A 21,691-nucleotide genomic window follows, 5' to 3' on the forward strand; every position below is an offset into this window, starting at 1 on the left:
TTTCCGTTGTCCGCCGGAGGGTTTCCAGGTGTTCACGAACCGGACCACGACACGGCACGCAGCAGCCCTCCGCGATGGGCATCATGAGGCGCCCTCTCCCACCACACGCTGGAGGACCCATGATCCGCAAGCGGATCGCCGCCGTGTTCGCCGCCGCCGCTCTGGTCACCGCGGGCGCGGTCACGACCGCGGTCGTCACCCGGACGGCGGAGCCCGCCGTGCAGCCGACCGCGGCGGCCGTGCCCGCGTTCGACCACATCGTCCTGGTGATGTTCGAGAACAAGAAGTACTCCTCGATCAACGGCAGCTCCAGCGCGCCCTACTTCAATTCCCTCGCCTCGCAGAGCGCGAAGTTCACCAACTCGTTCGCGATCACCCACCCGAGCCAGCCCAACTACGTCGCCCTCTTCTCCGGCGCGACGCAGGGCGTCACCGACGACAGCTGCCCCGCGAACCTCGGCGCCAAGGCCAACCTCGGCCAGCAGCTGATCGGCGCGGGCAAGTCGTTCAAGGGCTACTCCGAAGCCATGCCGTCCGACGGCTACACCGGCTGTTCGAGCGGCACCTACCGGCGCAAGCACAACAGCTGGGTCGACTTCTCGAACGTCCCCGCCGCGAGCAACGTCCGGTACTCGAGCTTCCCCGCCGACTTCACCCAGCTGCCGACCGTTTCGTTCGTCACGCCCGACATGTGCAACGACATGCACGATTGCAGCGTCGGCACCGGCGACTCCTGGCTGAAGAACCACCTCGACGCCTACGCGCAGTGGGCCAAGACCCACAACAGCCTGCTGATCACCACCTTCGACGAGGACAGCGGCACGTCGGTCAACCAGATCTTCACCAGCTTCACCGGCGCCCACGTCAAGGTCGGCAGCTACAGCGAATCGATCAACCACTACACCGTGCTGCGCACGATCGAGGCGTCCTACGGCCTGCCGGGCATCGGCGGCGCCGCGAGCAAGTCGCCGATCCTCGACGTCTGGCAGTAACCCGCGTGTACCTCTCCACCATCGGCCGCCGAGAGCACGCCGCGAAGGGCAAGCTCTCGGCGGTCGGCGCGAACGTCTTCGCGCTCGGCGCGGTCAGCCTGGTCACCGACGTCTCCTCGGAGATGGTCACCGCGGTCCTGCCGGTCTACCTGGTGCTCGGCCTGCACCTGAGCCCCGCCGCGTACGGGCTGTTCGACGGCCTCTACACCGGCGCGACGGCGGTGCTGCGGATCGCCGGCGGCTACGTCGCCGACCGGGTCCGGCGGCGCAAGGTCGTGGCCGGCGCGGGGTACGCGCTGTCCGCGGTGGCGAAGCTCGGGCTGCTCGCGGCCGGGGCGTCGGCGGCCGCGATCGGCGCGGTCATCACGCTCGACCGCACCGGCAAGGGGCTGCGGACGGCCCCGCGCGACGCGCTGATCACGTTGTCCGCGCCCGAACCCCTGCTCGGCCGGGCCTTCGGCGTGCACCGCGCGATGGACAGCGTGGGCGCGTTCGCCGGCCCGCTGGTCGCGCTCGCCGTGCTCGCCGCGGTCGGCGCCGCCGAACCCGAAGCCTTCGACGCCGTGTTCGTCGTCAGCTTCTGCGTCGCCGCGATCGGCGTGCTGCTGCTGGTGCTGTTCGTCCGCGACCACCGGACGCCGAAAGCGGCCGCGAACCCGGTCACCCCGCGCGCGGCGGCGGCGCTGCTGCGCGGCAGCGGCGTGCGACGGCTGCTGGTGGCGGCGTGCGTGCTCGGGCTGGCCACGGTCGGCGACGGGTTCGTCTACCTGTTGCTGCAGCACGAGGAGGACATCGCCACCGGCTGGTTCCCGCTGCTCGCGGTCGGCACGAACCTCAGCTACCTGCTGCTCGCCGCGCCGCTGGGCGCGCTGGCCGACCGGATCGGGCGGCTGCCCGTGGTGCTCGGCGGCTACGGCGCGCTGGCCGTCGTCTACCTGCTGCTGGCCGGGCCGGTGTCCGGGTGGCCGCTCATCGCCGCGGCGCTGGCGTTGTACGGCGCCTTCTACGCGGCGACCGACGGCGTGCTGATGGCGCTGGCCGGTCCGCTGCTGCCGGAATCGTTGCGTACCACGGGGATCTCCCTCGTGCAGACCGTCCAGGCGCTCGCGTACTTCACCTCGTCCGTCCTCTTCGGACTGGCCTGGCAGTTCTGGGGTCCCGAGCTCGCGATCGGCGTCGCCGCGGGCGGGGCCGTGGTCGCGATCGGCGTGACGTTCGCCGTCCTCTCGCCCCGGAAGGCCACCGCATGAAGGTCCGGGTCCTGATCGCCGTCGCCGGCGTGCTCGTGCTGGCCGGGGCGGCGGTCGCGTACGTCGGGTTCGCGAGCGCGCGCGGCCACGCCGGCACCGCGACCGGCGCGGTCAGCCTCTCCCCCGGCCCGCGGCTGCTGTTCCGCAGCACGGCCGACGCCGACCGCGGCCACGTCGCCACCGTCTCGACCACCGACCCGGGCGGACCGCGGACCGTGTCGCCGCTGTCGTGCAGCCGGGTGTACGCCGCCGGCGGCACCGGGCTCTGCCTGCGCCCGGACGGCGACCTGACCACCTACCAGCTGGTGGTGCTCGACGCGGGGCTGGCGTCGAAGCGGGAGATCCCGCTGGTCGGGCTGCCGAACCGGGCGCGGGTGTCGGGTAGCGGCCGGATGCTCGCGTGGACGGTGTTCGTCACCGGCGACTCCTACAACGGCGGCATGTTCTCCACCCGCGCCGGCATCCTGGACACCGCGACCGGCGACCTGGCCGGCACGCTCGAGGACTACGCGGTGACCGTCGACGGCAAGCCGTACCAGGCGGCCGACCTCAACTTCTGGGGCGTCACGTTCACCGCCGACGACCGCCACTTCTACGCGACCATGTCCTCGGCCGGGCACCGGTACCTCGTCGCGGGCGACTTCGCCGCGCACACGATCCGCACGCTGCGGGAGAACGTCGAGTGCCCGTCGCTGTCCCCGGACGGCACGCGGGTGGCGTTCAAGTCCGCGGTGGACGGCGACCCGGCCCGCGGCTGGCGGCTTTCGGTGCTGGACCTGGCGGCGTCGAAGGTGACACCGCTGGCGGAGACCCGCAGCGTCGACGACCAGCCGGCCTGGCTCGACGACCACACGATCGGCTACGGCGTACCCCGGGCGCCGGGCCACGCGGACGTCTGGTCGGTGCCGGCGGACGGCACGGGTGCGCCCCGGCTGCTCATCCCGGAGGCGGAGTCGCCGGCGGCGTTGACGGCCGGCCCCTGAAGTCAGTCCATCTTGCGGAGGCCGTCCAGGATGCGGCGCATCAGGTCGGTGTCGGGGGCCGCGAACGCCAGCTGCGGCGCCGGCACGCGGCCCATCGGGCGCGGGGGCGGGAGGGTCCGCGGCGTCCGCCACGGCAGCCCGTCCAGCGAGGACTCGGGGCCCGTCTGCCGCGGGATCGGCAGGGTCGGCAGCGCGATCGTGCCCGCCTCCGCGACCCGGCGCGCCGACTGCTCGAAGCGCAGGCGCGCCTGGATGCCGGCCACCGTCCAGTCCGGCTCTTCGTCCGGCTCGTCGGGGCCGCGGCGCGTGCGCCGCTCGAGGGCGATCGCCCAGGCCGCGGCGGCCAGCGCCGGGAGCAGCAGGCCGGCGACGATGGCGAGGCCGGGCAGGTCCGCGGCCATCAGGCGGCCTCGGCGACGGGTAGCAGCATGGCGTTCACTTCCGGACGGACGGTTCTTCCGAAGCATGGCCGACACCTGGCTATTCGACGTGAACGAATTTCGCGGACCCCGGAACCCCATCATGAACGAGGGGGCGACACTGCCGCAAGCAGCCGAACGAGGTGACCCGCAGGGCGGCGAAACCGCAGCTCAGGACCGGTTTCGGGGTAGCCGGAAACAGCCCCTCACCCAGTAGTACGGACGCGCGCCGCCGGCGGTTCACTTTTGTTTTGTACGGCCCGTGTACACCCGGTCGGCAAACTCGCGGAATGCGCATTTCGACCTGGCTCGTGGCCGCCGCGCTCGCGCTGACCGGCCTCGCCCCCGCGTCCCCGGCCCTCGCCGCGGACGGCAACCCGCTCGAGAAGACGAACGGCTTCTACGTCGACCCCGACTCGAACCCGGCGGTCTGGGTCCGCGACCACCCGTCCGACAGCCTCGCGGGCCCGATCCGGACGTCGATCGCGACGAAGCCCGGCGCCCGCTGGTTCGGCAACTGGAGTGGCGACATCCGCACGGCTGTCGACAAGTACACCTACGCCGCCGACGTCGCCGACAAGCTCCCGGTCCTGGTCGCCTACAACATCCCGGGCCGCGACTGCGGCGGCGAGTCGACCGGCGGCGCGGGCAGCCCGCAGGCCTACCGCGACTGGATCTCGGCGTTCGCCGACGGCATCGGCGGCAAGCCGGCGATCGTCGTCCTCGAGCCGGACGCGCTCGCCCAGCTCGACTGCCTGACCGGCACCGCCCGCACGGACCGCGTCGACCTGCTGAAGTACGCGGCGACGCAGCTCGCGCAGAAGGCCCCGAACACGTGGGCGTACCTGGACGGCGGCACCGCGACCTGGATCCCGGCGACGACGATGGCGTCCCGGTTGAAGCAGGTGGGCGTCCAGTCGATCCACGGCTTCGTGCTCAACGTGTCGAACTTCTCCACCACGGCCGAATCGACCACCTACGGCAAAGCGGTCGGCTCGGCCCTCGGGTACGCGGCCCCGTTCGTGGTCGACACGAGCCGCAACGGCGCCGGCCACGGCACGGACTCGGAGTGGTGCAACCCGCCCAAGCGCAAGCTGGGCGCGACGTCCCAGCCGGGCGGCGGCCCGGAGCTGCAGCTGTGGATCAAGGTCCCGGGCGACTCGGACGGCAGCTGCGGCTACGGAACGGGCGTGCCGGCCGGAACGTTCAGCCCGGCTTTGGCGAACCACCTGATCAAGGGCGACTGACCCGGGCGCTCCCGGCGTGGTGGGAGGACGTACGGTTCCCGGCACCGACGGCGCTCGCCCACGCGGCACGCGAGCCGACCACCGCGACGCGTTCGACACCGGCTGGAAGAGCGCGGCGGCGGAGATCAACGAACTGTCGGCGAAAGCCAGCGAGCAGCTCGGCAGCGACAAGGCGGCGGTGCGGATTGGCAGCCTCACCGACCTCGAACGGCTCGCCCAAGCCCACCCCGGCCTGAGGCAGACGGTGGTCGACCGCGACCTTCGAGCGCACGCAGTTCCGGGGTGGCTCCGACTTCGACGACACGGGCTTCACCGGTGCGGCGGAGTTCGGTGACAGCGAATTCGGCCGGACCGCGTACTTCGTCAACGTCCGGTTCGCGGAGACCGCGAACTTCCTGGGGGCCTCGTTCGACGGCGCGAGCTTTCGCCGAAGACCGGACTTCACCCGCGCTCAGGTCACCGACGCGGACGCAGGACACGTCTGGCCCGCCGGCTCGATCGCGAAAGACGGCAGCGTCACCCCGGAGTGACCCGCCCTCGACCCAGGTCGCACGAGGTCGCCAGCTCGGCCGGGGTCGCTCCGGCGGGGCGGGCGATCGTCGCCGACGCCGGCGGTCGCACCCCGCGCAGCCAGCCCGCGAGCGCGTCGAACGCCGTCCGGAAGCACGGGCCCAACGGCCGCAACCGGTCCGGGTACTGGTCGACCAGGCCGTCGACGTGGTTGCCGCCCTCGATGCGGTAGTACCGGTGCAGCGACCCGCGCCCGGACGCACTGATCATCCGGTCGTAGACATCGGAATCGCGCGTGATCGGCAGCAGCGTGTCCCACGTCCCGTGCAGCGTCAGCAACGGCTTCCCGATCCGCCCGGTCAGCGAAATCCGCTCCACCGCCCGCGCTACCGAAGCAGGCCTGGACGAGTACGCATAATCCGCGTCACACGCCGGCGTTCCCGAAGTGCAGAAAGGGGTTCCGGCCAGAACCGCGCCGTCGAACGACGGGTCGGCCTCCTCGCGGTAGATCCGCTGGGTCAGGTCCCAGTAGACGCGGTAGTGGTAGTCCCACAGGAACTCCGAGCCCGGCGCGAAGCCCGCGTCCAAAATGGACTGGTGGGCGGCCGGCGACCCCGCCGCGTAAGCCGGGTACGCCCGCAGGGCCGGGGGCAGGAACGTGAACAGGTTCGGTCCATCGGCACGCCACAGCGTCCCCTCCCAGTCGACGCCCCCGTCGTAGAGCCACGGCCGGTTCTCCAGCTGCCACCGGACGAGGTACCCGCCGTTGGACAGCCCGGCCGCCAGCGTCCTCGCCGGCGGGCGGCCGTAGTGGCGGGTCAGCGCGCCGCGGGCGGCGAGCGTCAGCTGCGTGACGCGCGTGTTCCACTCCGCCAGCGCGTCGCCCGGGCGGACGCCGTCGGTGTAGAACGCCGCGCCGGTGTTGCCCTTGTCGGTGGCGGCGAAGGCGTAGCCCTCGGCCAGCGCCTGGTCGCCGATCGCGCGGTCGTTCGCGTACTGGCGGCGGACGCCGGGCGAGCCGGCCACGACGAGGCCGCCGTTCCAGTGGTCGGGCATCCGCAGCACGAACTGGGAGTCGTGGTTCCAGCCGTTGTTCGCGTTCGACGTCGAGGAGTCCGGGAAGTACCCGTCGACCTGGACGCCCGGGACGCCGCTCGGCGACGGGAGTCCCGCCGACGTCAAGCCGGCCCAGTCGGCTTCGACCGTGTGGCCGGACTTCAGCGTGCCGGTCGTCGTCAGGTCGTCCAGGCACACCGCGACGGACTTCTCCGCGCCGGGCACCTCCGCCCGGCAGCGCCCGGCCGAAGCCGACGCCGTCGCGGGCAGCGCCGCCGCGAGCGCACCCGCCAGTACCCAGGTCAGCCAACCGCGCACGGTCCACCTCCGGTCTCGTCGATGAGACAGAACTCAAGCGCCCGCACCGCCGGAGAGCCACCCCGCCGGGCACCATGAATTCCGGCGCCGATGTGGTGGACGGCCACATGGTCCCCGCCGCCGGTCCGACTTAGCGTCGCGGGAAACCCTCTCAACGACGAGAAGGAGTTCACCTTGCGCAAGCTCGCCTTCGCCGGACTCGCCGCGATCACCGCCGCCGTGCTCACCACCGTCGGGGTGGCCGCCGCCGACCCGCCGCCGTCGTCCCTGGTCCAGGTGCCGGACTTCGGCGCCAACCCGGGCGCACTGGCGATGTACACCTACACCCCCGCCGGGCTCGAAGCCGGCCGCCCGGTCGTCGTCGCCCTGCACGGCTGCACGCAGAGCGCCGCGGACTACTACGCCCACTCCGGCTGGCCCGCGCTGGCCGACCGGTGGCGGTTCGAGGTGGTGTTCCCGCAGACGTCGACCGCGAACAACTCGCTGAAGTGCTTCACCTGGTTCGACCCCGCCGACGACACCCGCGGCAAGGGCGAAGCGGCGTCGGTGAAGTCCATGGTGGACAAGGCGGTCGCGGACCACGGCTCGGACACCAAGCGCGTGTTCGTCACCGGGCTCTCGGCGGGCGGCGGGATGACCGCGGACCTGCTCGCCGCGTACCCGGACGTCTTCGCCGGCGGCGGCGTCATGGCCGGCCTCCCCGCGCAGTGCGCCACGAGCATCACGCAGGCGTCGGGCTGCCAGCAGAACAACCAGAACCTGAGCCCGGCGCAGTGGGCCGCGAAGGTCACCGCGCAGAACCCCGGCTACGGCGGGCCGTGGCCGCGCGTCGCGATCTGGCAGGGCACCGGCGACTACACCGTCTACCCGGTCAACGGCACCGAACTGCGCGACCAGTGGACCGCGGTGCACGGCGTTTCGCAGACGCCGACCAGCACCCAGTCCCTGCCCGGCAGCACGACGGTGACGAACTACGGCGACAAGGTGCAGCTGTACTCGATCGCCGGCATGGGCCACGGCACCGCCGTCGACCCGGGCAGCGGCACGACGCAGTGCGGCAGCACCGGCGCGTACTTCCTCGCCGGGATCTGCTCCAGCTACTACACCGGCGTGTTCTGGGGACTGGACAAGGGAACCGGCACCACCACGACGGCCGCGCCGCCGACCACCACGACGACGACCAGCGCCCCGCCGTCGGGGACGTGCGTGAGCGCCAGCAACTACGCCCACACGCAGGCCGGGCGCGCGCACCAGAGCGGTGGCCAGACCTACGCCAACGGCTCGAACCAGGCCATGGGTCTGTGGAACACCTTCACGACGCACGCGCTGCGCGAAACGTCGTCGGGTTACTGGGTGCTCGCCGACGGCCAGTGCTAGAGGAAGATCCGCATCGGGTTGAGGTCGTCGTAGCCGTGCGGCTCGGTCAGCCGGCCGAGCCGCACGGGCACGTCGTAGAGCCGGCCGGGCGCGAACCGCGCCCAGAACCCCCGCAGGCCCGGCACGATCACCTTGACCACGGGCAGGCCGATGTCGGGCCGCGTCTGGTCGAGCACGAACACCTCGAGCCCGGCCGCTTCCAGCCGCGCCCGCACCAGGTGCACGTCGGCCAGCAGGTCGGGTGAGGAGACGTCGGGTCTGAGCACCGGGTGCCCCGGGGCAGGCAGCAGGTACGGCTCGGTGGCCACCGTCGCGTCCCGCAGCCACCGCACCGCGTCCGGGTCGTCGCCGCCGTCCCACCCGTCGAGGACCGCGGGCACCAGCTGGTTCAGCTCGGTCAGCGCGCGCCGCAGCGCGACGGCCGGGTCGAGGTGCGCGCCGAACCCGAGCATGATCGCCTCGCGGGGCCCGCCGACCTGCCGGGAGACGGCGGCCAGCACGGGGATCCCGAGGTCGGAAGTGACGTCGAGGACCCAGACTTCGCGCCCCAGCCCGGCGTAAACCTCGCGCAGTTCGGCGATCCAGGGATCACCGGACGCGGCCAGGTCGATCGCCGGCTGCCGGGTGCGGTTGTACCACCACAGCGCGACGGCGTCGCGTTCCACGACCTCCAGCATCCCTTGCAGCACCGCGTCTTCCAGCGTGCCGCCCGCGGCGTTGCCGTTGGAGTCGGCGAGCACGGACGGCGGCCCGGGCGCGTCGAAGTACAGCAGCGCGGTCGGGAACAGCCGGTGCTCGCCGCGGGTCAACGACCACACCGGCGTCCAGTCCAGCACTTCGTCGTCGTCGAACGGCTCGCCGACGAACTGGAACGGCCCGTGCCGCGCGTTGATCCACGCCCGGTCGGCGAACTGCCGTTCGTGGAACAACTGGCACGTGTCGGGGTGCACGGCCTTGTCGCCCAGCGAACGGAAACTGGCGCGCACCCGTTCCTCGTCGCCGTCGTAGTGCCCGCTGTGCCGTTCGAGGGCCTCGCACAGCGCGCCGACCTCGGCCTGGAGCGGGGTGACGCCCTTGCCGCCGTTCTCGCTGCGCAGCGCCGTGCGCAGCCGCTCGGCACCACGCCGGCCCAGCGCGGTGTTCGGCCCGGAGCGGAACGACGCGAACAGCGCCGGGCCGCGCGTGTCGCGGCGCAGCTCCTTGACGACGCCGGTCAGCGGGCTGACCAGGTGCCGGTGTTCGCCGAGCACCTGCTCCGGCGGCAACGCGCGGTGCCCGCCGCCGCCGAGCTGGGTCTTGGGGCGGGATTCGAGGACCACGGGCCGCCGCGTCCGGTCGCGGACCAGCTCCGGGTTCCCGCAGGACGCGCACTGCGGGCGGGCGCGCACCTCGTGCCGCTCGCCGGTCAGGTCGCGGCTGTCGAACGTCCACAGCGCCCGCTGGCCCGGGTACCGCTGCCCGGCCAGCCACTTGCGCGCTTCGAGGGCCACCAGGTTGAGCGCGACGGCGGTCAGCGGCGCGAGGGCGACTTCCGGGCGCGGCAGCGGGCCGGGCAAGCCGAGCGCGGCACGGACGTGGGCCTCGGCGGGCCGGTTGCCCCACAGCCGGGCGGCCAGGCAGTGCCAGCACGGCCCTTCACCGGGGGTGAAGAACGGGCCGAGCCACACCCGCGCCCCGAGTGGTTTGGCGAGCAGCCACGGCCGCCCGGCGCGGCGGTGCTCGGCGTCCACATCGGACAGGTGGCCGGCGAGGTAGTCGTGGCACAGCACGAGGGAAAGGCCGGCGTCCTCGGCCACGGTGAGCCCGGCCGCGCGCAGGACGTCCACCGTCGCGGGGTCCGCGCCGAGCACCGCGACCCGGCCGGACGCGGGTTCGCCGTCCACCGCGTCCCAGTAAGCCGATTCGGGGTCGGAGACCGCGGATCGCAGGCCGATCAGCCCGGCTTCGGCGAGCCGCGTCAGCACCCCGGCGGCTTCGTCGGCCGGGACGTCGGGCGGCAGTTCCCGGCGCAGGGCCGCGAAGTCCCTGGTGCCGTCGAGCAACGGGACCAGGGACTCCACGTGCGGCCCGCGCAAGGCTGTCGCGCCTTCTTCGGAGAGCACGTACACCGCGTCGCCGGGCACCACCGCGGTACCGAGGTGCCGCTTGAACCCGACGACCGGCGAGGCGGGTTCGGTCACCTACAGGGGCTGACCGACGGGCGAACCGGGTCCGCCACCCAGGTGTAGCACAGCCGCGCCGGGGACCCGGTGGACTGGCCGCCGTCGAGCCGGTCGATCGCAAGCCCGGGCACCTCGGCCGGGACCACGTCGAACCCCGCCGCGAGCGCGCTTTCGAATTCCTTCACGAGAACCCCCATCGTCTCGGTATCCGTCGGCTTCCACGGTGCCCGGTGGCGGCGCGTCCCGCTAGGGCCGCCCGGCGCAACGGGCTTTGGTCCGCAGCACGCTGGAAGAAATCACCGCGAGCCGAGGCGGTGCAGGCGCAGGGCCAGCTGGATTTCCAGCGCGCGGTCGGGCGCCTGCCAGTTTTCGCCCAGCAGCGATGCCACCCGCTCCAGCCGCTGCACGACGGTGTTCACGTGGACGTGCAGGACGTCCTTCGTGCGCGCGAGCTGGGCCCCGTTCGCGAAGTACGCCCGCAGCGTCGCGACCAGCTCGGTGCCGCGGCGCTCGTCGTAGTCGAGGACCGGGCCGAGCGTCTGCCGGACGAACGCGTCGAGGTCCGCGCGGTCGCCCAGCAGCTGGCCGAGGAAGCCGAGCCCGGCCATCGCCGCGCCTTCGCCGGTGCGGCCGAGCGCGAGCAGGGCACGTACGCAGCGGGCGGCTTCGGCGTGGGCGTCCGCGATCGACGGCGGGCCGCTCGCCGGACCGGCCGCGCCCACCGTGACCGGGCGGCCGGTCGCCGCGCCGAGGTCGGCGGCCACCCGGCGGGCCAGTTCGTCCGGGTCGCCTTCGCCGAGCAGCACGACCTCCTCCGCGTGCACGCCGACCAGCGTCGCGTGCCGGGCGGCGGCGCTCGCCACCCGCCGCCGCGAACCGCCGTCGGCGTGCGCGACCAGCACCGCGTGCGGGGCCGACAGGTCGATGCCCAGCCGGCGCCCGCGGGCCAGCAGCGCGCGGGGGTTGCGGTCGGGCGCGGTCAGCAGGTCGGTGAGCAGCTCGCCGCGGACCTCGTCCTCGGCCCGCACCACCGACCGCCGGAGCATCAGCAGCAGCGCCGTCACGACGCCGGCGCGTTCGAACAGCCGCCGGTCGGGGTCGGTGAGCCCGGCGCGGCCGGCCAGCACGAGGCTGCCGAGCAGCTCGGGACCGGCCTGCACCGCGCACACCCAGCAGTCCTTTGTGGACACCGCCCGCCCGGCGGTCCGGGCCGCGGCGAGCGCGTCCGGGTCCAGCGCGGCCGGGGCGGCCGAGCTCGCCAGGAGCGTGCCGTCGGCGTCGTACACCGTGAGGTCGCCGTGCAGCACCCCGGCGACGGCGGCGGCGACGTCCGGCAGGTCGCCGCCGCGCAGCACGAGGTCGGTGAGCCGGTCGTGGGCGTCCTCGGCGCGTTCCATCGCCTCGTTCTGCGCGCGGATCGTCGCGTTGGCTTCGTTGAGCTCGGCGACCGCGCGGCGCGTCTGGTCGAGGAGGTTCGCGCTGTCGAGCGCGATGGCGGCGTGGTCGGCCAGCGAGGACAGCAGGGCCACTTCGTCCGCGGTGAACTCCCGGGTGGCGCGGTCGGAGGCGAAGAGCACGCCGAGCACCTTGGGACCGATCGCCAGCGGGACGCCGAGGATCGCGGTCAGGCCTTCGTCCTTGACGCCGGAGTCGATGTGGCGGGTGTGCTTGAACCGCTCGTCGGTGAAGTAGTCCGAAGTCGCGTACGGCCGCGCGGTCTGCGCGACCAGCCCGCCGAGGCCCTCCCCCATGCCCAGCACGATCTGCTGGAACTCCGCCGACACCGACCCGTCGCTGACCCGGACGTAGGTCTTGTTCTCGGCCTCGCGGTTCAGCGAAAGGTAGGAGACGTCGACGCCGAGCAGCGCCCGCGCGCGGCGGACGATCGAGCGCAGCACGGTGTCCGGATCGGACAGCGCGGCGAGTTCGCTGGCGGTCTCGAACAGCGCGGTGAGCTGGGCTTCACGGCGCCGGTGCTCGGCGAGCGTCTCGCGGATCCGCAAGGCCAGCTCGCCGGCGCTGGCCAGTGCGGCCAGGTCGCCCGCGCCGAGGGTGCCTTCGGCGCGGGCGGCCACGACGACGTGCGCCAGCTGCTCGGTGCTCGCCCCGGAGGCGAGGAGGTCGAGCAGCCGGCGCAACGCGTCGGAAGGTGCGGTCACGGCGGTCATGCTAGGGCGAAACGGCCGCCTGTTCCGCCTGGACACCCTCGTCGTGCAGCGACTGCCCGCGGGTCTCGCGGGCGGCCAGCAGCGCGATCACGGTGAGCAGGCACATCCCCGTGACGTACAGCGACACCGGCACCGTGCTGCCCCAGGCCGAGAACAGCGCCACGGCGATCAGCGGCGCGACGGCGCCGGCGGCGATCGAGGACAGCTGACCGCCGACCGACAACCCGGTGTAGCGGACGCGGGTCGGGAACTGCTCGGCGAAGAACGCCGCCTGCGGGCCGTACATCGCGCCGTGCAGCACCAGCCCGACGGTCGTGGCCAGCACGATCACGACCGACGACTTCGTGTCCAGCAGCGCGAAGAACGCGAAGCTCCACACGGCCATCCCGATCGCTCCGAAGAGGTAGACCGGACGGCGGCCGACGCGGTCGGACAGCGCGCCCCAGAGCGGGATGGTCACGAAGTGCACGGCCGAGCCGATCAGGACCGCGGTCAGGCCCATGCCCTTCGGCAGGTGCAGCCCGGTCGTGACGTACACCAGGATGAACGCGGTGATCACGTAGTACGACACGTTCTCGGCCATCCGCGCGCCGATGGTCACCAGCACCTCGCGCCAGTTGTGGCGGAAGACGTCGACGACGGGGACGTGCTTCTCGCCGCGCTCCTCGGCCCGCTGCTGCGCGGCGAGGAACACCGGCGACTCGGAAACGGCCAGCCGGATCCACAGCCCGATCAGCAGCAGCACCGCCGAGAGCAGGAACGGGATCCGCCAGCCCCAGGACAGGAACGCCGCGTCGGTCTGCGTCGCGGACAGGATCGCCAGGACGGCGGTGGCCAGCAGGTTGCCGCCCGGCGCCCCGCACTGCGGCCAGCTCGCCCAGAACCCGCGGCGGCGGTCATCGCCGTGCTCGGAGACGATCAGGACCGCGCCACCCCATTCCCCGCCGAGCGCGAAGCCCTGGACGAGGCGCAGCAGCGTCAGCAGCACCGGCGCCGCGACGCCCGCCGAGGCGTACGTCGGCAGCACGCCCATGAGCGCGGTCGAACCCCCCATCAGCGACAGGCTGACGATGAGCAGTTTCTTCCGCCCGAGCCGGTCGCCGAAGTGGCCGAACACCAGGCCGCCGACCGGGCGGGCGAGGAACCCGACCGCGTAGGTCAGGAACGCCAGCAGCGTGCCGGTGAGCGGATCCGCCGTCGGGAAGAACAGCTTGTTGAACACCAGCGCGGCGGCCGAGGTGTAGAGGAAGAAGTCGTACCACTCGATGGTGGTGCCGATCAGGCTCGCGCCGACGATCTTGGCGATCGCCGACCGGTGGGGTTGGCTCACTGCGGGCTCCACTTCCTTGTGGTCGGGCGGGATCTAGGCGGCGGTCCAGCCGCCGTCGAGCGGGATGGACGCCCCGGTGATGTGGCCGGCGCGCGGGGAGCACAGCCACACCACCAGGGAAGCGACATCGCCGGGATCGATGAGCTTCTTGATCGCGGCGCGGCGGAGGAGGACCTCGGCGACGACGTCCTCGCGCGGGATGTCGTGCTCGGCGGCCTGCGCGTCGATCTGGCCGTCGACCAGCGGGGTGCGGACGTACCCGGGGTTGACGCAGTTGCTGGTGACCCCGTGCTCGGCCCCTTCGAGGGCGGCGACCTTCGAGAGCCCTTCGAGCCCGTGCTTGGCGGCGACGTACGCGGCTTTGTACGGGGAGGCGCGCAGCCCGTGGACGCTCGACATGTTGACGATCCGGCCCCAGCCCCTGGCGTACATCGACGGCAGCGCGTGCCGGATGAGCAGGAAGGGCGCGGTGACCATCAACGACTGGATGCGGGTGAAGACGTCCGGCGGGAAGTCCTCGATCGGTGCGACGTGCTGGATGCCGGCGTTGTTGACGAGGATGTCGACCTCGGCGGGCAGCGCGCCGATGGCGGCGGGGTCGGTCAGGTCGGCGGCGTGCGCCCAGCCCCCGACTTCGGTGGCGGCGGCTTCGGCGCGTTCGGCGTCCACGTCGACGACGTGCACCTTGGCCCCGGCCGCCGCGAGAGCGCGGACGCAGGCGAGGCCGATGCCCCCGGCCCCGCCGGTCACGAGGGCGGTGCGCCCGTCCAGATCGCTGGTCATGGACGGGAACGGTAAGCGTGACCCGCGTCGCGGACCATGTGTGCGGCGGCTACAAGCCGGGAAGATCCCGTGGTGCCGCCGCACACCTCGTCAGCGGGCCAGCACCGCCAGGTAGTGCGCGTTGGTCATGACGCCGAGGAGGTTGCCGAACGGGTCGACGACCGACGCCGTCACGAACCCCGGCCCGCGCTCGGTGATCGGCTCGTACTCCTTCGCGCCCAGCTCGTGGAGGCGGGCGACGGTCGCTTCGAGGTCGTCGACGTGCCAGTAGACGATCTCGCCGCTCGGCCCGCCCATGCTCGCCGGGACGTACTTCCGGTCGATCAGCCCGAGTTCGTGCTGGTGGTCGCCGATGCGGAACTCGGCGTACCCGGGCCGCTCGAAGTACGGCTCGATGCCCAGGAACCCGGCGTACCACTCCTTCGCGGCCTCGTGGTCGTCGGCGAAGTACGAAACGGTGGCCATTCCTCGCAGCACGGCTGCTCCTCTCGGACGGTGTGGAGCCAGCATGCGGGATGAAAGTGTGCACCGAGTGAGCACTTTGTTTGCGACACTTCCCCCATGCGCGCCGACCGCCTCGTGGCCACCCTCCTGCTGATGCAGACCCGCGGCCGGGTCACCGCGGGCGAGCTGGCCGCCGAGCTGGAGGTCTCCGTCGCCACCGCCCGCCGTGACCTGGAAGCCCTCTCGGCCGCCGGCGTGCCCGTGTACCCGCAGCCCGGTCGCGGCGGCGGCTGGCAGCTCGTCGGCGGCGCCCGCACCGACCTCTCCGGCCTGAGCGCCCGCGAGGCGCAGGCGCTGTTCCTCCTGGCCGGCCCGGCCGCGGCCGGCGCCTCCGAGGTCAAGTCCGCGCTGCGGAAGCTCATGGGCGCGCTGCCCGGCACGTTCCGGGCGGACGCCGAGGCCGCCGCGGACGCGGTCGTCGTCGACCAGGCGGGCTGGGGCGAGCGCCCGAAGGACCGGCCGCCGGTGGTCGAGCTGCTGCGGGACGCCGTCATCGCCCGCCGCCGGGTCCACCTGGTCTACGGCGGCCGCGAGCGGTCGGAGCGGCTGGTCGACCCGTGGGGCCTGGTCGACAAGGACGACGTCTGGTACCTGGTCGCCGGCACGGAGAAGGGGCGTCGCACGTTCCGCGTCGACCGGATCGCCGCCGCCACCGTCAGCGAGGAGCCCGCCGACCGGCCCTCGGACCTGGAGCTGGCGAAGGTGTGGGAAGAGGTCGTCGAGGAGGTCGAGAAGCGCCGTTCGTCGCTGACCGCGGACGTGGTGCTGAGCCGGCGCCACTTCGGCGTGCTGCGGGACCGGTTCGGGCGGCACTGCGAGCTCGTCGCCGAGCTGCCGGACGACCGGGTGCGGGCCCGGGTCGCGGCGCCCGCGCCGATCATGATCGCGCAGGAGCTGGCGGGGTGGGGCGCGCTGGTCGACGTCGAGGGTCCGGAGTCGGTGAAGGCCGAGCTGGCCCGCTTGGGCGCGGAGCTGGTTGCCCGTTATGCCCGGTAATCCCGCACGCTCCCGAACACGCGCGGTATCGGGCCTGCTCAGGCCGATGCCCGCCGAGAAGCACCGCGCTTGAACGCCGTTCGCCCGCTATGCTCGGTGAACCCCGTTAATCGGTCTACTTTGGACATGGGGGAGACCTACTACGAGTGTCCGTTACTCACCGGTATCTGGCCGTTCGGAGTATCCGTGATCACCCGTTTGCTGTTACTGTGACGCCTCCGTGACCTGAACGTGTGTTCGGTGACACTTCGGCGAGGGCAGACGATGCGTGACGATGTGGTCGAAGCGAGTGCGGTGGTCGGGCACACGCCGGACGTGGTGTGGCAGATCGTCGGATCGCCGGAGTGGTACGCGCGGTTCGTGCCGGAGATCAGCTGGTGCGAGGTGCAGGAGCCGGCTTCGCGCGGGCGCGGGCCGAAAGGTGTGATCCGGATCGTCCCCGAGCGCGGGCCGATGCTGGAGGCGCAGGTGCAGGCCGTCGTGTACCGGCCGGGCGAGCACGTGGTGTGGTGCGGCGTCCCGGACGAGGGCACGTGGGTCTCCCTGGAGCTGAGACCCCTGGCGGGCGGCAAGACCGAGCTGTTCGTCCGGATGATGCTGCCGCCGGCGTACCTGGATCTGGTCTCGTCGATCAAGAAGGACGTCCGCGCCCTGGGCCGGCGGCTCGACCTGCACCTGGCCGGGCAGTACGACACCGAAGCCGATCGCGACGGCACCAAGGCGACCAAGCTGCGCACCACGAGCGTGCTGCTGCGCGCCGGCGTGCTGAGCCCGGCGCGGCCGGACAAGCTGGCCCGCCAGCTCCAGTCCCTCGCGCAGTGGGGCGCCACCGTCGCGGGCGGCTACCAGGCTGCCGCGGGCCGCGTCCCGGACGAGCAGGCGCTGCACGACGAGCGCAACCTCCGCACGTTCCGCCAGGTCCAGGAGCGCAGCAACCGGCTCGCCAACGCACTGAGCGAACTCGGTGTCAGCGAACGCGACCGGATCGCGCTGATGTGCCGCAACCACTCCGCGATGGTCGAGTCGTTCGTCGCGGCCAGCAAGCTCGGCACCGACGTCGTCCTGCTGAACACCGGCCTGTCCGCGGCTTCGGTCAAGGACGTGCTCGCCGAGCACAAGCCGTCCGCCGTGCTCGCCGACGACGAGTTCGCGCAGACCATCGCGAACGTCCCCGGCGACTTCGCCCGGATCAGCACCTGGCCGGACGCCGACGCCGGCTACCCGACCGTCGACGAGCTGATCCACGCCGCGCCCGCCGACCCGCCGAAGCCGGTCGAGCGGCCGGGCCGGCTGGTCGTGCTCACCTCCGGCACCACCGGGACGCCGAAGGGCGCGCGCCGCCCCACACCCAAGGGGCTCGGCTCGGCCGCCGCGATCCTCGACCGCATCCCGCTGCGCGCCGGTGACCGCATCCTCGTCGCCGCACCGCTGTTCCACAGCTGGGGCCTCGCCGCGATGCAGATCGGCATGGCGCTGCGGGCCTCGCTGGCGCTGATCCGCAAGTTCGACGCCGAAGAGACGTTGCGGACCATCGCCGAGCAGAAGTGCGACGCGCTGTTCGTCGTGCCGATCATGCTGCAGCGGATCATGGACCTGCCCGAACGCGTCCGCGCACGCTACGACCTGTCGTCGCTGCGGATCGTGGCGAGCAGCGGCTCGGCGATGTCCGGGGCGTTCGTGACGTCGTTCATGGACACCTTCGGCGACGTCCTCTACAACTTCTACGGCTCGACCGAAGTGTCGTGGGCGAGCATCGCCGACCCCGCCGACCTGCGCGCGGCGCCGACCACGGCCGGGCGCTGCCTGCTCGGCACCCGCCTGGCCATCCTCGACGAGGACCGCAAGCCGGTGCCGCCGGGCGGCGAGGGCCAGATCTTCGTCGGCAACGACATGCTCTTCGACGGCTACACCAACGGCACCGACCCGGCGCGCGCGGCGGATCTGATGGCCACCGGCGACGTCGGCTACCTCGACGCCGCGGGACGGCTGTTCGTCACCGGCCGGGCCGACGAGATGATCGTTTCCGGTGGCGAGAACGTCTTCCCGCGCCCGGTCGAGGAAGCACTGGTCGCGCTGCCCGGCGTCCACGACGCCGCGGTGGTCGGGGTGGCGGACGCGGAGTGGGGCCAGCGGCTGGCCGCGTACGTCGTGCCCCGGCGCGGCGCTTCGCTGCACGCCGAGGACATCCGCGCGTACATCCACCAGCGGCTGGCGCGGTTCGCCGTGCCGCGGGACGTCTACTTCGTCCCGGACCTGCCCCGCAACGCGACGGGCAAGATCCTCAAGCGCCTCCTGCACGACGACACCTGGCCGGCGACCTCCGAGTACTGATGCCCGAACACACATCCGACGGCCGGTACATCGTCGTCAACGGCCGCCGCTGGCGCGCGACCGACCCGGAGATCCCGGCCGACGTCCGCGACCGGCTGCAGAAGCACCTGATGGCGGCCCGGCGCGTCCAGGACCGCGAGCGCACCCAGCTGGCGAAGGTGGCGCTGGGCGAGCGCGGCGAACCGTGGTGGGAGCAGACTTCCGCGCAACGGCGGGAGCGCTGGGAAAAGGGGCTCGCCGAGCTGGATCAGCCCACCGGCTGACGCAGCACGGTCTTGAGCTTCCCGGGCGCGACCCGGCGCGGGTCGCCGAGGTAGACCTCGTGGTGCAGCCCGGTCGGCTTCAATCCTTGGCCCTCCAAGAATTCGTCGTGCAGGCGGGCCAGCAGCGGGCCTTCGTCGTCGTACGAACCGACGTGGAGCACCTGCGCGCAGCGGCCCTCGTGCAGCTTCTCGAGGCGGACCGGCGCGTCGATCTTCTTCTTGCGCCGCACGGTTTCCCGGGCTTCCCCGACGGCGTCTTCGCCGATCCACGGCGGTTGCGCGATGAGCATGGTCCACTGCCAGGTGTCCTTGGCCCGCACGGTGAAAGCGGCGTAGTCGTCCGCCCACCACAGGCCTTCGAGCGGGCCGACGACGAAGTCCTCGCCGGTCTTCTTCGCGGTCATCTTGATCGTGTACGCGAAGGCGTAGAGCGCTTCGACGGCTTGCTTGTAGCTCTCGGCCGTGTTCGGGTTGCCGCGGCCGTCGATCGCGAGGAACCGCTGCTCGGGCACGTCGAGCAGGGCCCAGTCGGTGTTCTTGGGCGCGTAGAGCGGTTTCAGCTCTTTCTTGAGGTCGTACGGCATCAGGACATCCCTTCCAGCCACGCGGCTTCCGCTTCGAGCTGCGCGATCGAGTAGTCGAAGATCGCCCGGACGAACGGCGGCGCGTCCGGCTGGGCCGCGGCGGCGCGGCGGACCTCGGCCAGCCGCTCCCCCACCGCGTCGGCTCGCCGGGCCAGCGCCGCGGCGAGCCGGTCCGGCGCGACGACCGGGCTGTTCGCCAGCCCGACGAGCACCGGCGGGTGCACCGGGCGCAGTTCGGCGATGGCGGCTTCCGCGGCGGCCGCGCACGCCGCCCGGCCCGCGTCCGTGGCCGTGTACGTCTTCTTCGCCTTGGCGTGCGCGCGGTCCTGCTCGACTTCGGCGACCAGGCCGCGGTCGCGGAGTTTGCCGAGCACGTAGTAGATCGAACTGAAGCCGAGCGCCGTCCACTCGCGCATGCCGCGTTCGGAGACGACTTCGTCCAGCTCGTAGCCGTGCCTCGGCCGCTCGGTCACCAGGCCGAGCACCGTGAGTTCCGCGTCGGTGAGCACGGGCCTATTCTAGTACTGGAATAGGCGCGTTCGTCAACGCTTCCGGAAATTGTCGGTGGGTGCTGGCATGCTTCAGCGAGTACCGGAAAGCGAGGGAGCACAGTGGGGGGACAGGTGGTGACGGCGGTGCCGTGGACCGCGGAGCGCGTGGCCGGGCTGGCGCCCGATCCCGCGTCGGAGAAGGCGGGCCGGGCGCTCGCCGCGCCGGCCAAGTGGTCGGGCGCGGGTGCGTCCGAAGACGCCGTGTGGGGCTTCTGCCAGGGCAGCGGCAAGAAGCCGTACCAGACGTGCGTCGAGCTCGCCGAGCCCGCGTTCCGGTGTTCCTGTCCCAGCCGGAAGTTCCCGTGCAAGCACGCACTGGGGCTGCTGATGCTGTGGGCGGCCGGGAAGATCGACGCGGGCGAGCCACCGGAGTGGGTGCACTCCTGGCTGGCCGAGCGCGCCGACCGCGCCCAGCGGGCGGAAAAACGCGCGGAAGCGGCCGGGCCGAAGGACGAGGAAGCCGCCGCGCGGCGGGCGGGCGAACGTGCCGCGCGCGTCGAAGGCGGTGTCGCCGAGCTGAAGGTCTGGCTGACCGACCGGATCGGCGCCGGCTTCGCGGGCTTCGACCGCAACGGCGGCGAGGAACTGCGCACGGTCGCGGCCCGGATGGTCGACGCACAGGCGTCCGGCCTCGCGGGCGGGTTGCGCCGGGCCGCGGGCACCGTGGGCCGCCGTGACTGGCCGGAGGCGCTCCTTTCGGAACTGTCGCTGTTGTACTTGCTGGCGGACGCGGCCACGAGGCTGGATTCGCTGCCGCCACCGTTGGCGGAGACGGTCCGGACCAGGCTCGGCTTCTCGGTGGAGACGGCCCGCGTCCTGGAATCCGGCGAGCGGGTGTCGGACGATTGGCTGATCACGGGCGCGGCCGACGAGGAGAACGACCGCCTCCTCACCCGCCGGACGTGGCTGCGCGGCCTCGGCACGGGGCGGGACGCGCTGGTGCTGTCGTTCGCCCCACCGGGCCGCCCGCTGGACGCGTCGCTGCCACCCGGGCACCTGCTGACGGCGGAGCTGGCGTTCTACCCGGGCGCGGCCCCGTTGCGGGCATTGCTGGTGGAGCGCGGAATCCCCCTCGCGGCCCCGGCTGCCGAGGGCGGCTCGATCCCGGCCGCACTGGCGGCGTACGCGGAGGCCATGGCGGCGGACCCGTGGCTGGAACGCTGGCCGGTCCTGCTTTCGTCGGTGACCCCGGCCGAACACCCCGGCGGCTGGTGTCTGTCCGAAAAGGACGGAACGGCGCTGCCGTTGGTCCCGTACGCGTTCCCGTGGCCGTTGCTGGCGATGTCGGCGGGCAACCCGCTGACGGTGGCGGGCGAGTGGAGCCCAGCAGGCTTGCGCCCCCTGACGTGCTGGCACGAAAACCGGGCGGTGCGGCTGTGAACCACGTCCACTTCCTTGCACCTGGTCCGACCCGGATCCCCGCCGCTCCCGCCCCCGTCGGCCACCCCCTCGCCGAGCGCGCCCACGCGGCCGCCCGCATCCCGGCCGGCACCAGCACCCGCGGCCACTCCGACCCACCACTCACCGAGCGCGCCTGTGCGGTCGGCACCGCACTCCACGGCACCCGCCGCCACTCCGACCCGCCATGCCCCCGCGAGCCGCGTCCCAAGCCTGCCGGCGCCGGCCGCCACCCCGACCCACCACGCCCCCGCGACCAGCGCCCCAACCCTGCCGGCGCCGGCCGCCACCCCGACCCGCCACATCCCTGCGAGCCGCGTCCCAAGCCTGCCGGTGCCGGCCGCCACTCCGACCCACCACATCCCTGCGAGCCGCGTCCCAAGCCTGCCGGTGCCGGCCGCCACTCCGACCCACCACGCCCCCGCGAGCCGCGTCCCAACCCTGCCGGCGCCGGCCGCCACCCCGACCC

General features: G+C 72.8%; 19 protein-coding genes and 1 pseudogene. 10 read left to right on the forward strand and 10 right to left on the reverse strand.

Annotation, left to right across the window (positions count from 1 at the left end; all coding sequences use genetic code 11):
• The first annotated feature begins 119 nt into the window (after positions 1–119).
• From AB0B33_RS15960 to AB0B33_RS15970, 3 genes are read left to right on the forward strand one after another with little or no spacing between them, the layout of a single operon-like run.
• Entirely contained in the window at positions 120–992 is an 873-nt protein-coding gene (locus AB0B33_RS15960; RefSeq protein WP_360771828.1) for an alkaline phosphatase family protein, read from the forward strand.
• A gap of 5 nt (positions 993–997) precedes the next feature.
• Positions 998–2,242 carry an MFS transporter gene (locus AB0B33_RS15965; RefSeq protein WP_360771831.1) on the forward strand — a complete coding sequence of 415 codons (1,245 nt, stop codon included), beginning with the start codon at positions 998–1,000 and terminating at the stop codon, positions 2,240–2,242.
• Entirely contained in the window at positions 2,239–3,225 is a 987-nt protein-coding gene (locus tag AB0B33_RS15970; protein WP_360771834.1) for a hypothetical protein, read from the forward strand. Before AB0B33_RS15965 ends, AB0B33_RS15970 begins: the two co-directional genes overlap by 4 nt.
• A 2-nt stretch (positions 3,226–3,227) precedes the next feature.
• Here AB0B33_RS15970 and AB0B33_RS15975 read toward each other — a convergent pair whose 3' ends face one another.
• Positions 3,228–3,626 (reverse strand): hypothetical protein, encoded by a 399-nt coding sequence (locus AB0B33_RS15975; protein WP_247021680.1) that lies wholly within the window; start codon positions 3,624–3,626, stop codon positions 3,228–3,230.
• A gap of 308 nt (positions 3,627–3,934) precedes the next feature.
• On the opposite strand from AB0B33_RS15975, the gene AB0B33_RS15980 reads away from it, so the two are divergent.
• Complete coding sequence (locus AB0B33_RS15980; protein WP_360771837.1) at positions 3,935–4,891, forward strand: glycoside hydrolase family 6 protein; 957 nt, start codon at positions 3,935–3,937, stop codon at positions 4,889–4,891.
• 320 nt (positions 4,892–5,211) lie between these two features.
• Positions 5,212–5,421, forward strand: a pseudogene (locus AB0B33_RS15985) (hypothetical protein); the annotation flags it as partial.
• Here AB0B33_RS15985 and AB0B33_RS15990 read toward each other — a convergent pair.
• Positions 5,408–6,775, reverse strand: coding sequence for a tannase/feruloyl esterase family alpha/beta hydrolase (locus tag AB0B33_RS15990; RefSeq protein ID WP_360771840.1), 1,368 nt, complete (start codon positions 6,773–6,775; stop codon positions 5,408–5,410). The pseudogene AB0B33_RS15985 and the gene AB0B33_RS15990 overlap by 14 nt on opposite strands.
• A gap of 174 nt (positions 6,776–6,949) precedes the next feature.
• Between AB0B33_RS15990 and AB0B33_RS15995 the strand changes: the two genes are divergently transcribed.
• Positions 6,950–8,152, forward strand: a complete 1,203-nt coding sequence (locus AB0B33_RS15995) for a PHB depolymerase family esterase (protein ID WP_360771843.1) — start codon at positions 6,950–6,952, stop codon at positions 8,150–8,152.
• On the opposite strand, the gene AB0B33_RS16000 is transcribed toward AB0B33_RS15995, so the two are convergent.
• The 6 genes from AB0B33_RS16000 to AB0B33_RS16025 form a co-directional block, all read right to left on the reverse strand.
• Positions 8,149–10,332, reverse strand: a complete 2,184-nt coding sequence (locus AB0B33_RS16000) for a TOMM precursor leader peptide-binding protein (protein WP_360771846.1) — start codon at positions 10,330–10,332, stop codon at positions 8,149–8,151. The two genes, AB0B33_RS15995 and AB0B33_RS16000, sit on opposite strands and share 4 nt — an antisense overlap.
• A complete protein-coding gene (locus AB0B33_RS16005) occupies positions 10,329–10,499 on the reverse strand; it encodes a hypothetical protein (RefSeq protein WP_247021672.1) in 171 nt (56 codons plus the stop codon). Before AB0B33_RS16005 ends, AB0B33_RS16000 begins: the two co-directional genes overlap by 4 nt.
• 111 nt (positions 10,500–10,610) lie before the next feature.
• A complete protein-coding gene (locus AB0B33_RS16010) occupies positions 10,611–12,482 on the reverse strand; it encodes a GAF domain-containing protein (RefSeq protein WP_360771849.1) in 1,872 nt (623 codons plus the stop codon).
• Between the two features lies 1 nt (position 12,483).
• Entirely contained in the window at positions 12,484–13,812 is a 1,329-nt protein-coding gene (locus tag AB0B33_RS16015; RefSeq protein ID WP_360771852.1) for an MFS transporter, read from the reverse strand.
• Positions 13,813–13,845: 33 nt separating this feature from the next.
• The gene (locus AB0B33_RS16020) at positions 13,846–14,595 is read right to left on the reverse strand and encodes a 3-hydroxybutyrate dehydrogenase (RefSeq protein ID WP_360771854.1); all 750 of its coding nucleotides are present in this window, start codon (positions 14,593–14,595) and stop codon (positions 13,846–13,848) included.
• A gap of 90 nt (positions 14,596–14,685) precedes the next feature.
• Positions 14,686–15,072, reverse strand: a complete 387-nt coding sequence (locus tag AB0B33_RS16025) for a VOC family protein (protein WP_360771858.1) — start codon at positions 15,070–15,072, stop codon at positions 14,686–14,688.
• An 84-nt stretch (positions 15,073–15,156) separates the two neighbouring features.
• On the opposite strand from AB0B33_RS16025, the gene AB0B33_RS16030 reads away from it, so the two are divergent.
• The 3 genes from AB0B33_RS16030 (at position 15,157) to AB0B33_RS16040 (ending at position 18,689) form a co-directional block, all read left to right on the forward strand.
• Positions 15,157–16,095: a WYL domain-containing protein gene (locus AB0B33_RS16030; protein ID WP_360771860.1), complete on the forward strand. Its 939-nt coding sequence runs from the start codon at positions 15,157–15,159 to the stop codon at positions 16,093–16,095.
• Between the two features lie 264 nt (positions 16,096–16,359).
• Positions 16,360–18,426: an AMP-binding protein gene (locus AB0B33_RS16035; RefSeq protein ID WP_247021660.1), complete on the forward strand. Its 2,067-nt coding sequence runs from the start codon at positions 16,360–16,362 to the stop codon at positions 18,424–18,426.
• Positions 18,426–18,689 (forward strand): hypothetical protein, encoded by a 264-nt coding sequence (locus AB0B33_RS16040; protein ID WP_247021658.1) that lies wholly within the window; start codon positions 18,426–18,428, stop codon positions 18,687–18,689. Before AB0B33_RS16035 ends, AB0B33_RS16040 begins: the two co-directional genes overlap by 1 nt.
• Here the strand turns inward: AB0B33_RS16040 and AB0B33_RS16045 are convergent.
• Both AB0B33_RS16045 and AB0B33_RS16050 read right to left on the reverse strand, forming a co-directional pair.
• Entirely contained in the window at positions 18,674–19,273 is a 600-nt protein-coding gene (locus AB0B33_RS16045; RefSeq protein ID WP_360771865.1) for a GyrI-like domain-containing protein, read from the reverse strand. The two genes, AB0B33_RS16040 and AB0B33_RS16045, sit on opposite strands and share 16 nt — an antisense overlap.
• A complete protein-coding gene (locus tag AB0B33_RS16050; RefSeq protein WP_360771868.1) occupies positions 19,273–19,782 on the reverse strand; it encodes a PadR family transcriptional regulator in 510 nt (169 codons plus the stop codon). The genes AB0B33_RS16045 and AB0B33_RS16050 overlap by 1 nt, the downstream gene beginning before the upstream one ends.
• 114 nt (positions 19,783–19,896) lie before the next feature.
• On the opposite strand from AB0B33_RS16050, the gene AB0B33_RS16055 reads away from it, so the two are divergent.
• The gene (locus AB0B33_RS16055; protein WP_360772038.1) at positions 19,897–21,204 is read left to right on the forward strand and encodes an SWIM zinc finger family protein; all 1,308 of its coding nucleotides are present in this window, start codon (positions 19,897–19,899) and stop codon (positions 21,202–21,204) included.
• The last annotated feature ends 487 nt before the right edge of the window (positions 21,205–21,691 follow it).

Source organism: Amycolatopsis sp. NPDC049159 (genome assembly GCF_040648295.1).
Taxonomy (GTDB): Bacteria; Actinomycetota; Actinomycetes; order Mycobacteriales; family Pseudonocardiaceae; genus Amycolatopsis; species Amycolatopsis pretoriensis_A.

What these genes read in the sequence shown, in the direction of transcription:
- AB0B33_RS16020 (WP_360771854.1), bottom strand. Translation starts at nt 14,595, where the DNA reads ATGACCAGCGATCTGGACGGGCGCACCGCCCTCGTGACCGGCGGGGCC.
- AB0B33_RS15975 (WP_247021680.1), bottom strand. Translation starts at nt 3,626, where the DNA reads ATGGCCGCGGACCTGCCCGGCCTCGCCATCGTCGCCGGCCTGCTGCTC.
- AB0B33_RS15980 (WP_360771837.1), top strand. Translation starts at nt 3,935, where the DNA reads ATGCGCATTTCGACCTGGCTCGTGGCCGCCGCGCTCGCGCTGACCGGC.
- AB0B33_RS16040 (WP_247021658.1), top strand. Translation starts at nt 18,426, where the DNA reads ATGCCCGAACACACATCCGACGGCCGGTACATCGTCGTCAACGGCCGC.
- AB0B33_RS16035 (WP_247021660.1), top strand. Translation starts at nt 16,360, where the DNA reads ATGCGTGACGATGTGGTCGAAGCGAGTGCGGTGGTCGGGCACACGCCG.
- AB0B33_RS15970 (WP_360771834.1), top strand. Translation starts at nt 2,239, where the DNA reads ATGAAGGTCCGGGTCCTGATCGCCGTCGCCGGCGTGCTCGTGCTGGCC.
- AB0B33_RS16010 (WP_360771849.1), bottom strand. Translation starts at nt 12,482, where the DNA reads ATGACCGCCGTGACCGCACCTTCCGACGCGTTGCGCCGGCTGCTCGAC.
- AB0B33_RS15960 (WP_360771828.1), top strand. Translation starts at nt 120, where the DNA reads ATGATCCGCAAGCGGATCGCCGCCGTGTTCGCCGCCGCCGCTCTGGTC.
- AB0B33_RS16045 (WP_360771865.1), bottom strand. Translation starts at nt 19,273, where the DNA reads ATGCCGTACGACCTCAAGAAAGAGCTGAAACCGCTCTACGCGCCCAAG.
- AB0B33_RS16030 (WP_360771860.1), top strand. Translation starts at nt 15,157, where the DNA reads ATGCGCGCCGACCGCCTCGTGGCCACCCTCCTGCTGATGCAGACCCGC.